At 65.9% G+C, this 12,043-nt stretch carries 7 protein-coding genes and 1 tRNA gene; 3 read left to right on the top strand and 5 right to left on the bottom strand.

Features of this window, described 5'->3' with window-relative positions:
* The first annotated feature begins 22 nt into the window (after window positions 1-22).
* A tRNA-Ser gene (locus tag DVO78_RS05405) sits at window positions 23-111 on the top strand.
* A 78-nt stretch (window positions 112-189) separates the two neighbouring features.
* Here DVO78_RS05405 and DVO78_RS05410 read toward each other — a convergent pair.
* Complete coding sequence (locus DVO78_RS05410) at window positions 190-495, bottom strand: hypothetical protein (RefSeq protein WP_120003791.1); 306 nt, start codon at window positions 493-495, stop codon at window positions 190-192.
* 170 nt (window positions 496-665) lie between these two features.
* On the opposite strand from DVO78_RS05410, the gene DVO78_RS05415 reads away from it, so the two are divergent.
* Together DVO78_RS05415 and DVO78_RS05420 are read left to right on the top strand one after the other, a co-directional pair.
* Window positions 666-4,268, top strand: a complete 3,603-nt coding sequence (locus DVO78_RS05415; RefSeq protein ID WP_120003792.1) for an ExeM/NucH family extracellular endonuclease — start codon at window positions 666-668, stop codon at window positions 4,266-4,268.
* 185 nt (window positions 4,269-4,453) lie between these two features.
* On the top strand, window positions 4,454-7,312 hold the full coding sequence (locus tag DVO78_RS05420) for a hypothetical protein (protein WP_120003793.1): 2,859 nt from the start codon (window positions 4,454-4,456) through the stop codon (window positions 7,310-7,312).
* A 1-nt stretch (window position 7,313) separates the two neighbouring features.
* Here DVO78_RS05420 and DVO78_RS05425 read toward each other — a convergent pair whose 3' ends face one another.
* The 4 genes from DVO78_RS05425 to DVO78_RS05440 are packed head-to-tail and all read right to left on the bottom strand — an operon-like array spanning window position 7,314 to window position 11,997.
* On the bottom strand, window positions 7,314-7,940 hold the full coding sequence (locus DVO78_RS05425; RefSeq protein WP_120003794.1) for a histidine phosphatase family protein: 627 nt from the start codon (window positions 7,938-7,940) through the stop codon (window positions 7,314-7,316).
* Entirely contained in the window at window positions 7,937-9,043 is a 1,107-nt protein-coding gene (locus tag DVO78_RS05430; protein WP_120003795.1) for an ABC transporter ATP-binding protein, read from the bottom strand. Before DVO78_RS05430 ends, DVO78_RS05425 begins: the two co-directional genes overlap by 4 nt.
* A gap of 51 nt (window positions 9,044-9,094) precedes the next feature.
* Window positions 9,095-10,828, bottom strand: coding sequence for an ABC transporter permease (locus DVO78_RS05435; RefSeq protein ID WP_157983882.1), 1,734 nt, complete (start codon window positions 10,826-10,828; stop codon window positions 9,095-9,097).
* Entirely contained in the window at window positions 10,825-11,997 is a 1,173-nt protein-coding gene (locus DVO78_RS05440) for an ABC transporter substrate-binding protein (RefSeq protein ID WP_120003797.1), read from the bottom strand. Before DVO78_RS05440 ends, DVO78_RS05435 begins: the two co-directional genes overlap by 4 nt.
* Window positions 11,998-12,043 lie beyond the last annotated feature (46 nt).

The raw sequence follows: 12,043 nt of genomic DNA on the forward strand, positions 1-12,043 counted from the left end.
CAAGGGTCGTTCTCGACCCGAAGGAGGCGTGCCGGAGCGGCCGAACGGACTTCACTGCTAATGAAGGATCCTCTTAATCGGGGATCGGGGGTTCAAATCCCCCCGCCTCCGCCCATTCAAGTCCCTGCCTGACTATGAGTTTTCTAGTTCAGGCGGGGTTCTTTCACTCAAACACCAGCAAGTCAATGCTCAGCTGCTCTGCGCCTTGTCGAGCAGCTCCAGCAGCTTCAGCGTTGACTTCAGATTGCGGATCGTCAGCGTTGCGTAGACCGGTTGACCGACGATTTTGCTGAAGCGGCTCCTCCCTGCGTTTTGGCTCGACAGCGCCGGATGGCGGTAATAGACAACGCCCCGCCCCTCCCATGCGGAGTCAATATCAGGACGCACAGGAATCTGACCGAAGACCTCATTCGCGTTGCGGTCCATGCAGAAGATCACGTCATACCGGTAGGCGCCATAGTCTGCACCGAAGTCCTCCGGGGAATGCTGAACCACCTCTCGCAGCAGCGCGGCTTTCAGCTTAGCTGGAGAGCACCGCCCCGCCTCTCTCCGCTGACCGGAGCGGTCGCCAGAAGTTCAGGCCGCCGTAGCGTGCCGTTTACATACCAATGGTTAGATAAGTCACAGATCACCCTTGTCGCACTTTGGCCGAAGAGAGTTCCCACATGCCTGCTCAGACCGATGCCTCCCGGCGCTCCCTGCCCCTGCCCCCACCCCGCCTGGCGAAGACTATCGCCGGCCTCAGCCTGATCGGGGCGCTCCTCACAGCCTCCCTCGCACCCGCCTCAGCCGAGACCGCACCACCAGTGACGGCCGAGGCTGACGATTGTGTGGTGATCTCCGAGGTCAACACCCGCGGCGGCAGCGGCGCCTCCCCCTACCAGCGCTATGTGGAGCTGGAGAACAGCTGCGACGACGATGTAGACATCACCGGCTGGTCGGTTCAGGGGTATCAGGCCAACGGCACCCCCTACAGCGGCGGCACACCGCAGCTGAGCGGATCCATCCCCGCTGAGGGCAGCTATCTCATCACCGGGTCGGGGGTCACCGGCCAGGCCGAGCTGAACTACGACCACCATGCCGGCAATGCGATCAACGTCGCAGGAGCCAACGCCTCAGTGGTGCTCTTCACCACCGAGCCCGTCGAGGTCTCCGGAGACGTCTCCGGAGTGGAGGAGGTGGCCGACGCCGTGGCCTGGGGCTCCGGCACCGTGGGCCTCGGCTCACCAGCCTCCGCCCCAACCACCGCGCTGTCCCTGCTTCGCACCGGCAACACCGGGGACAACGCCGCCGACTTCACCACCGGGGAGCACACCCCGCGCTACACCGGCGGTGACGCAGTGGTTCAGGACGAGGACGACGAGGATCCAGGGGATTCCGAGCAGCACCCGGATGCCAAGTGCCTGGCGATCAGCGAGGTCAACACCCGCGGCGGCAGCGGAGCCGCGCCGTTCCAGCGCTACGTGGAGCTGGAGAACAGCTGCGAGACCGACGTCGACCTCTCCGAATGGTCGCTGCAGGGCTACCAGGCCAACGGCAACCCCTACTCCGGCAACCCGCAGCTGACCGGCTCTATCCCCGCCGGCGGACACTACCTGGCCGTCGGCAACGGCGCCGCCGGCCAGCAGGAGCTCAGCTACGACATCGACCTCGGCGGAGTGTTCAACTACGCCGGCGCCAACTCCTCGGTGGTGCTGTTCTCCTCCCCGGAGCCGGTGAGCGTCACCGGCGATGTCACCGAGCTCCCCGAGGTGGTGGACGCCCTGGGCTGGGGTTCAGCGGCGATCAGCATGGGGGAGACCGCCAGCTCCCCGAACCCGCCGGCGACCCTGCACCGGGTGGACTCCACCGGGGTCAACTCAGCCGACTTCGCCGCCGGTGACCCCAGCCCCCGCTACACCGGCGGCAGCGCAGCCGAGAACGACGATGACGAGGAGCCCGGCGAGCCGGAGGACCCGGAGCTGGTCACTGTGGCTGAGATCCGGGGTGAGCCCAGCCTGGACCCGGCCGATGCGGACCTCTACGGCGAGGACGTCGTCGTACGCGGTGTCATCACCGGTTCCTATTTCCGCGGTTCCACTGAAGGCCGCGGCTACGACGGCTACTACCTCCAGGATCCCGGTGCCTGTGGTGAGGAGGAGTTCGAGGGCGTTCCCGAGGTCTCCTGCGCGATCTTCGTCTACAGCGGCAGCTGGGGCGGGGCCGCCGGAGGCCATCAGTTCAGCACCGGTGACTTCGTGGAGATCACCGGCGAGGTGACCCAGTTCAACGGGCACCTACAGCTGGACGGCTTCACCGAGCTGGTCGAGGACCAGGAGATCATCGACCAGCACTACGCCGAGGTCGTGGCCTTCCCCTACTCAGGCGACTTCCGCACCGAGGAACGCACGGCCCTGCTGGGCATGGTCGTCGAGCCCCAGGGCGACTGGACGGTCACCGACAACTACGGCCTGATGCACAGCAACCCCAATTCGATCGGCGGCTGGGTCACCCTGACCGACGGCCCCGATCCGTTGCTGCTGCCCACCTCCCTGCATCACCCGCAGTCTGAGGAGCGCGCCTCGCTGGCTGCCTCCAACCAGGAGCGGATGATCACCCTGGGCCACGGCGGGCAGACCCGGTGGACCAACTGGGCCGAAGCTGACCGGCCGCTGCCCTACCTCCGTCCGGACTCCCCGCTGCGTGTGGGTGCCGGGGTAGACTTCACCGACGCCGTGGTCCTGGACCACCGGCTGGAGCATTGGATGTTCGAGCCGCTGTCCACCGTGATCGGCAACCCCGAAGCCGAGCCAGCAGACTTCGAGAACACCCGCGAGCAGGTCAGCCTGCCGCAGCGTGAGGGTGATCTGCGAATGGCCAGCTTCAACGTGCTCAACTACTTCCCGCACTACGGCGAGCTGGACCCGACCTGCTCGGAGAGCATGACCTACACCGACATCGACGGCAACCCGACCACCCTCAACGGCTGCACCAGCCGCGGCGCCTGGAGCCAGGAGCTCTTCGAATACGGCGAGGCCAAAGTGGTGGAGGCGATTCTGGGCATGGACGCTGACCTGATCGCCCTGCAAGAGATTGAGAACTCCTTGGCATTCGGCCAAGACCGCGATTGGGCGCACCAGCAGCTGGTGGATGCGGTGAACTCCGCAGCGGACACCGATGTATGGGACTATGTGGCCCTGCCTGAGGGCCGTGAGCACCCCCAGAACGAAGATGTCATCCGCAACGGCTACCTCTACCGCACCGATCAGCTCGAGGTGGTCGACGCCATGATCCTCTTCGAGGACGGCATCGATCACCTGGACCTCAGCTACTTCGATGAGATCGGCGATATCGACCAGGTCTACTCGAACGCCCGGGAGCCCTTCGCCGCACTCTTCCAGCCGCTGGAGGGGACCGAGGACGACCAGTTCGCCGTGATCGTCAACCACCTGAAGTCCAAGCGCGACGACGGGAATGTGGTCAACCCCGGTGACGAGGACCAGGGGGACGGCGCAGGCAGCTACAACTACACCCGCACTCTGCAGGCTGAGGCCATGGTCGCCTTCACTCTTGCCCTGGAGGAGTTCTACGGTCTGGACAAGTTCTACCTGACCGGGGACTTCAACTCCTACGCCGCCGAGGACCCGGCGGTGACCATTGAGAACGCCGGGTACACCAACCTGGGCAAGGAGGCCGGAACCTCCTATGTGTTCGGCGGCGAATCCGGCTCCATTGACCACCTGTTCGCCTCCCCCGGCGCGGTTGACACGGTGCTGAACACCGTGAAGTGGCAGATCAACTCTCCGGAGCCGATCGCCCTGGAGTACACCCGCTTCAACTCCACCGGCACCCCCGGGCTCAATGACAGCCTCGAGACCAGCGGCGGACCCTTGAACGGCTACTGGCGCTCCTCGGACCATGACCCGGTGATCAGCGACATCGCGCTCTCCGACGGCTCCACCGACCCGGAAGAGCCTGAGCACCAGCAGTGGGATCCCAGCGCGGTCTATACCGGCGGGGAGGCCGTGGAGTATGACGGCCGCCTCTTCGAGGCCCTGTGGTGGACCCAGAACCAGGAGCCCGGCGCCTCCCCGTGGAGCGCCTGGTCGGAGATCGGCGCGCCCACCGAATGCGACTCCGTGACCTACCCCGCCTGGGCGGCCAGCACCAAGTTCACCGGTGGGGAGACCGTAGTCCATGACAGCACCGTCTACACCGCCAAGTGGTGGACACGGAACCAGGAGCCCGGAGACCCATGGGGTCCCTGGGAGGAGAGCGGCGACTGCTGAGCGGCGGAGGCAGCGCTCACGGAGCTGAGCGACTCGTTTCCCGCCCCGTGACCCGGGGTTTGCCGGCACGTCACCACAGGTTCAACTCACCCTGATCGACTGCAGAGGATCGGTCCAGCAATTCAGACCTCAGCGGACTGATGCGGATACCGATGCTTTAGCTGCAGTCACTCGATGAGGAACAGATGAACACTGAAAACTCTCCCTTGATGTCATCACCCCGGAGTCGTGCCTTACGAACCCTCACGGGTTTCGGCCTGATCGGTGCCCTGCTGGGCCTCGGCACTGCCCCGGTCACAGCCGGCACCGGGCCTGAGCCGCCCCTGCCGGATGTTCCCCAGCTGGCGGTGTCGGTGGTGGGCGATGGGGTGCGCACCGCAGATGAAGGTGTGCCGGTGAGCATCCACCTCTTCGACGCCGACGGCACGCACAACGGGATCACCGGGATCCCCTACGCCGGCGATGAGGAGGGTCAGCACAGGTTCGTGGTCGGTGCCGACCGTGACCAGGCCGCGGCGCTGCGGCTTTCTGAGGATGAGTCCACATTGGTGATCGGCGGCTATGACGCCGACCCCGGCGCGAACACCAACTCCGCACTGACCGAACTGGGCACTGAACGGGTGATCGCCGCGATTTCCGCCGACGGCTCCGTGGATGTCTCCACCAGCCTGGCCGGGGCGTTCAGCGGCAGCCACATTCGTGGGGTCGCCGCGCTGGACGCCACTCGTTTCTGGGCCGGTGGTCACGGCAACAGCGACGCCCAGGAACCCTATGCCGCCGGTGTCCTGACCGTGGAGGTCGGCGGAGACGATCCGAGCGTCGTCGTTCCCGGCAACTCGGGGCAGCTGCGCAACCACCGCGTGCCTGGCTTCCACGAGGGTCAGCTCTACGTCAGTTCGGACCGGTCGAACTACAGCGGCATCGTCAAAGTCGGCGAAGGCGCCCCGACTGAGACCATTGACGAGGACGGCTTCGTGGTGGTCGCACCCACCCCCGAAGGAAGGGACACCCCGCACGATTTCGCGTTCGCCGGAGACCACCTCTACGTCGCCTTCACCGACGGCGACGAGCCGGCCTTGGTCCGCTACGCCCAGACCAACGGCGCCTGGGAGGCAGTCGATGCCTACCCCGGTGAGTTCTGGGGTGTGGAGGCCGCTGTGGCTGACGGAGGCGTGGCGATCTACGCTACCCGCGGATCCGGCTTCGGCAACGAGCTGGTCCAGCTGCTCGACACCGGTGAGCTGGCTGAGGCTGAGGAGAGCGTCATCGCCACCGCCGAGGAGAACTATGCCTTCCGCGGCGTCGCGTTCGCACCGGAGTTCGAGCCCGGCGGTGGCATCGAGGTCGAACAACCCGAACAGTTCCCCGCAGAGATCGAATGGGTGTCCCAGGTGCCTTACGGCAGCGGAGACGCGCTTTCGGCTGTGATCGGTGCCGAGACCAACCCGCAGGCAGTCTTTGGGCTCAGCAGTGCCGAGATCCCCGGGTTCGACGGCGTCGAGTTCGAGATCGCCTCGGCCAACACCGAGGTGATCACTGCTGAGGCGGTGAGCATCGAACCGCGCGACGACGGCCAGTACACGCTCTCCGCCACTCCGGTCGGCACCGGCACCACGGAGCTCAGCATCAGCGCCCAGCTGGACGGCGAGACGATTGCCGCCGCTGACTTGACCTACTGGGTCTCCGCCGCGCTCGAGGCTGAGTCCGCCTACGCCCATGTGGGCATGTCGGATGCCTCAACTGCTCAGGATGTCGGGGATGGTCACTTCCTGACTGCGGATGATGACAGCCTCGGTATCAGGCTCTACGGCCCCAGCTTCGATGTTCCGATCAACTTCTTTCCCATCCAGGGTGAGGACCACGAGCTGATCTCCTATGAGCGTCAACCCGGCGAGACCTGGGACACCGAAGCGTCTGCCCGCATCGATGACACGATCTTCTGGATCGGCTCTCAGGGCAACTCCCGCTCCGGCAATCTGCGGCCGGACCGCGAAACCATCGCGGCCACCCGGGTCACCGGGGAGGGTGCCGGCACTGAGCTGGAGACTCTCGGCTACGCCCGCGGGTTCCAGCAGGCGCTGGTCGACTGGGATGCAGCGGACGGTCACGGTCTGGGCGCTGGCGCGCTCGAATTCGCACGCGCCGTCGAGGAGGGCTACTCGGCAGAGGGACCCAACAGCCTCAACGTTGAAGGTGCGGCGATCGCCCCTGATGGTGAGTCGCTGTGGTTGGGCTTCCGCTCCCCTCTGGTCGACCCCGGCACCGGTGTCGGCAGCAATGATGAGCCGGGCTCCGAAGGTGATCACGCGCTGATCATCGAGATCGGAGACATCTACAACGTGGTGGTCGACGATGCAGAGATCGAAATCACTGACTGGCACACCCTGGACCTGGACGGCCGGGCGATCCGCGCGATGACCAATACGGAAGACGGCCACTACGCCATCCAGGGCGGTTCCGCCGATGACGCGGGCGACTTCGCGATCTTCGGCTGGAGCGGTGACCCTGAGGACGCTCCGGTGCAGTCTCAGAACCCGCTGAATCTGGAGGGATGGACCGGATCCTACGAGTCGCTGCCGCTGGTGCCCAACCTGGAGGACGGCACCGCGGTGCGCGTGCTGCAGGACGCCGGCACCGTGGACATCTACGGCAACGACCTGGAGGCACAGGCTCTTGACCCCGAACTGATGAAGTTCATCAGCCATGACTACGTACTCGACTTCGACGGCGCGTTCGAAGGTGACGGCGAAGACGAGGACGACACACAGCCGGGACCCACTGACGAGCCGAGTCCAACGGATCCCTCAGCGTCGGCTGACGGGGAAAGCACGAGCAGCCAGAGCCCTGGTGCGTCCTCATCCCTCGTCCCTGCCGAGGGTGAGTCACCGTCAGCCGCTCAAACGGCCGAGGCCGGCGGCACCGGCAACGGCTTGGCACACACCGGCAGCACAGCAGTGGCATTCGGCGCCAGTGCTCTTCTTCTCCTGCTGCTGGGTCTGATGCTCCATCAGCGAGCGCGCCGCGACCATCAGCAGACCGGCTGAGTCAGCTGCTACGGAGGCGAGGTGGGGCGGAGCCAGACTGTCCTGGGACAGTGCTCGGACTCAGGTTGTAGTGGCGCAGCCGGGCTTGGCTGAGATCTTCGGTGACGAGGTCGAGCACAGTCAGGCTGGCTGCGGCCACTGGAACGATCTGATCGATGCGCAAACCTACCAGCGCGTGAAGGGCGGCCCGGATCACCCCGCCATGGGTCACGATCAGCACGTTCCCCGGAACCGCTGCCGCGTCCTGTAAGAAGGACTTGACACGGTCGACGACGGTCTCCCGCGGCTCAGCGCCAGGCGGCAGGACAGTCCCTGCCCGCCAAGCCAGGTAGTCAGCACCGATCTCCTCAGCGGTTCGTCCCTCCCACTGTCCCAGATCGGCTTCCTTGAGGCGGTCGTCATAGACCGGCTCAAGCGGACTCAGTATCTGCGCGGTCTGGGCAGCGCGCTGGGCAGGTGAGGAGAGGACTGACTCTGGGGCGAACTCCTGCACAGAGGGACGCAGCGCTGCGGCCTGCTCCCTGCCAGTCCCATTGAGCGGGATGTCGGTCTGGCCCTGGAGCCTGTGCTCAACCGTCCAGGGGGTCTGGCCGTGCCGAACCAGCAGCAGCCGGGTCAGCTCACTCATGCCAGGTGGTCCCAGCGGCGGCCCTCAGCGTCGAACAGTGCTGCAGGCTCTTCGGGAAGCACCAGCCTCAGGCGAGCGCCCACTGGATAGCGGGTTTCACTGACCACCGCGATGCGCTTGGCTCCCCTTCGGACGGTGACCACAAAACGTCCTGCGCTCGGCGTCGACTCCAGCACGGTGATGTCCACGCCGGTGCCATCCTGCTCAGCCAGGCTGATCGCCTCCGGTCGGTACATGGCCGACAGTGTCTCTCCGTCAGGAAGCGGCACAGCTGCCGCCAGAGCAATACCTTCATGCATCAGCTCCCCGGAGGCGACCGTGCCCTCGATGAGCACAGCGGCCGGACTGCCCAAAAACTCGGCCACGAAGGCCGTCTGCGGGTTCTCCAGCAGCTCGTCCGGGGTGCCGAACTGTTCCAGCCTGCCTTCCTTGAGCACCGCGATGTGGGTGGCCATGGCCAGCGCTTCGATCTGATCATGGGTGACGTAGACGCTGGTGGCCCCGGACCTGCGGTGGACCTCCACCAGCTCAGCTCGTGTGTCCACACGCAGCCGGGCGTCCAGATTGCTCAGCGGCTCGTCGAACAGCAGCACCTGAGGCCGCGGCGCCACAGTCCGGGCGATCGCCACCCGCTGCTGCTGACCGCCGGAGAGCTGACCGGGATAGCGCTCGGCCAGGTGGTCGATGCCCAGCATGCCCAGCACTTCCGCCGAACGTCTCCTACGCTCAGCAGTGCCCCATCCAGCCACCTTCAGCGGCCACTCAACGTTGGCGCGTACGGTCATATGCGGCCACAGTGCGTAGGACTGGAACACCATGCCGATGCCGCGCTTCTCAGCAGGCACTGCGGCTCCGGAGTCGCCGTCGGCCATGGTCTTGTCCCCGAACCGGATCCGCCCGCCGCTGGGGTCCTCCAGGCCGGCGATCATGCGCAGGGTGGTGGTCTTGCCGCAGCCTGAGGGCCCCAGCAGGACCAGCAGTGCCCCTGCCGGGAGGTCCATGGACACCTCATTGACGGCACGCTGATCCCCGAAGGACTTCACCAGCCTGTCCACGGTGATCGAAGCACCCCGGCCCACATCCGGCGTCGTGGTCTCTGTCATACGTCTCTCCCTAGATTCTTCGGGCCGCGAGGAGCCCCGATTCCGAGCCATTCATCTGTTCCAGGGCTGATCCGCCCCTTGGAGCCGCCGGGCCAGGAGGGTGGCGGTCACCGAGACCGCGGCAATGATGAGCGTGATCGCATTGGCGTGCTGGGTGAACCCCTCCTCCGCGTAACGGAACGTCTCCACCGCCAGCAACGGCGTGGCCGGGGTGACCAGCAGCACCACCAGCGAGAGGTCACGGACGGTGGTGACGAACACCAGCATCGCCCCGCCTGTCACCCCGCGTGCCGAGAGCGGCAGCAGGATGCGGGTGATCCTCCGGCCGGTACCGGCGCCGACCACGACGGCGGCCTCCTCCAGCTCACCGCTGACCTGGCCCAGAGCAGACTTTGAGGTCTGGAAGGCGTACGGGACAGAGGCTGCGATGCCGGCGAGCACCAGGATCCAAAAGGTGCCGTAGAGATTGGGCAGCGGACTGGATGCCGAGCCGAAGAGCGCGATGAACGCCGCGCCCAAGGCGATTCCCGGGATGAGGAACGGCACATAGCTGAGGAAGCTGATGCTGCCGATCACCGCGGTGGAGCCACTGCGGCGTACCGCATAGGCCGCCAGCATGCCCAGCACCACGGCACCTGCAGCGACTGCAAGGCCATAGGCAATGGTCGTGCCGGTGGCGTCCATCAGCCTGTCGTTGCGGAAGACCCCGGCCATACCGTGGGAGACGCCCGGATCAGACTCTCCGACCCAGTAGTGGAGGGTGAAGCCGTCGTCGAACCGGTGGGAGCGCCGGCTGAAGGTGGTCAACGCCAGAACGGCCAGCGGCAGGATCGTGGTGGCGGCCACCAGCCCCGAGGCCAGCGTGAACACCGGCCATGCGGCTGCGCCGAGTCTGACGGTACGCGGGCGGGTGGCCTTGCCGGTGATGACCGCGAAGCTGCGCCCGGCGGTGACCCGGTTGCCCACGTAGAGCACGGCAGCTGCCACGATGACCAGGAGGATAGCCAGCACATATCCGCGCTCCACGTTTCCGGTGGAGATGGATCCGTAGAGCCGGGTGGACAGTGTCTGGAACCGCACCGGCAAGCCCAGCAGAGCTGGTGAGGCGAAATTGGACACGCCCTCGGCAAAGGCCAGAAGGAAGCTGGAGAGCAGCGCAGGACTGACGGCGGGAATCGCGATGCTGGCTGCCACCCGCAGCTTGGAGGCTCCGGTCAGTTCAGCCGCCGCGAGCAGATCCCCGCCGAGGCCAGCCAGGGCAGCGGCGATGATGATGAAGCTCAGGCTGAAGTAGTGGGCCACCAGGGCCAGAGTCACCGGCAGCGCACCCCACGCCAGCCAGTCGGGCACCTCGACACCCATCCCTGCCAGGATTCCCGGTGATCCTCCCACTCTGCCGTTGCGGAAGACCGAGGACCAGGCCAGAGCAATGGCGAAGCTGGGCAGAGCGAAGGGGATGGTGGCCAGCACCGCGATGATCTTCCGGCCGGGGGCATCGGAGAGGACCACCACCCAGGCCAGGAAGGCGCCGAGCACCGTGGAGAGGACCGCTGTTCCCAGCGCCACCAGCAAAGAGTTCTGCAAGGGGGTCCAGAACAGGTTCACGGCCATGGGGCTGGTGACCACATCTGGCCAGGAGCTGCCGGCGAAGTCCCCGTCCGCCGGGATGGTGGCGGAGACCAGCGAGACCAGCGGCGCGGCCACCAGTATGCCGAGCACGGCTAGGACCAACCCTGTCAGGACAGTCACGGGGCGGGTCAGTCTCCGCAGGATTGTCTGCCTCATTCGACGGTGAGGATGAAGTCGTTGACCTCACCGCGAACCGCAGCAGACTCTTCTGGGGCGAGCAGCCAGGCGTTGAACTCCTCCAGCGGCAGTGCCTCCTCAGGAGTGGCGAGATCGCTGCGGGTGGGATAGTCACCGGGAACGTAGAACGGCGCGTAGGCGGGGCCGCCGTCGGAGGAGTCATCACCCATCATGAAGTCGATGAGCAACCGGGCCGCTGCCGGGTTCTGCGCCTCAGCGGTGATCCCGAGCATGGCCGGGAAGATGATGCCGGGACCGGGGGCGACGTCGTTGGCCACCTGCAGCGCCCAGCCTTCGTCCTCGTTGTCCCGCCGGTCGGAGTAGGTGGCGAATCCGATGGGCGGATCCTGCTGACCGACTGCGCCCACGGCTTCGTTGACGTCGTCAGTGGAGGACACCAGGATCGCATCGTTGGCGTAGAGATCGGCGATGAACTGGTACCCGGCGTTCTCGACGCCCTCATCAAGCTCTATGGGCTCGCCGAAGTACTCCTGGTAGGTGGTCTCCATCTCATCGGCGCGCAGCACGATCTCAGTCATCAGGTCCAGGTAGTCTCCGCGGCCGGTGGGGTCGACCATCACCACCTGGGACTGCCACTGAGGTTCGGTGAGTTCCCACAGGTAGTCCACCGGGGCACCGTCGGGGTGAGCCTCCTCGTTGTACATGAGCACCTTCGTGGAGAGCCGGTTGGTCAGCAGCGGCTCCTTGTACTGCTCGTCGAGCAGGTCCTCTACGCGTTCAGGGATGTAGCGCAGCAGGACCTCCTGTTGCAGGAGCTCGTTCCATACCACCGGGGCGTCGGAGACATAGGCGACATCGGCGGTGTCGGCACCGGCTTGATGCTCGGAGCGGAGACGTTCGATCAGTTCGGTGGAGGAGACATCGTGCTCCACGATGTCGATGCCGGGGTACTGGGCCCGGAACTCCTCGGCCACCGTGGCGATGCGGGAGGTGAAGGAGTAGACCACGACTTCGCCATCCTCCTCGGCGGCGGCCACGAGCTGCTCGTGAGTCATCTCGTCGAACTCTGGATGGGCCTGGTCGGCGTCAATGCTCTCACTGTCTGCATCGGCTTCAGAGGCGCCTGCGCAGGCGGCCAAGGCCAGCAAAGTGAGCGTCGCACAGCTCAGTTTCAGGGTGGTGTTCATGACGGTTCTCCTTCGTGAAAGGGTGTGGGCATGGTTGCGGTTTCTT

This window comes from Nesterenkonia muleiensis, assembly GCF_003600155.1.
In the GTDB taxonomy this organism is placed as follows: domain Bacteria; phylum Actinomycetota; class Actinomycetes; order Actinomycetales; family Micrococcaceae; genus Nesterenkonia; species Nesterenkonia muleiensis.

Coding starts and splice junctions, on each gene's coding strand:
- DVO78_RS05415 (WP_120003792.1), top strand. CDS start 666: ATGCCTGCTCAGACCGATGCCTCCCGGCGCTCCCTGCCCCTGCCCCCA.
- DVO78_RS05420 (WP_120003793.1), top strand. CDS start 4,454: ATGAACACTGAAAACTCTCCCTTGATGTCATCACCCCGGAGTCGTGCC.
- DVO78_RS05425 (WP_120003794.1), bottom strand. CDS start 7,940: ATGAGTGAGCTGACCCGGCTGCTGCTGGTTCGGCACGGCCAGACCCCC.
- DVO78_RS05430 (WP_120003795.1), bottom strand. CDS start 9,043: ATGACAGAGACCACGACGCCGGATGTGGGCCGGGGTGCTTCGATCACC.
- DVO78_RS05435 (WP_157983882.1), bottom strand. CDS start 10,828: ATGAGGCAGACAATCCTGCGGAGACTGACCCGCCCCGTGACTGTCCTG.
- DVO78_RS05440 (WP_120003797.1), bottom strand. CDS start 11,997: ATGAACACCACCCTGAAACTGAGCTGTGCGACGCTCACTTTGCTGGCC.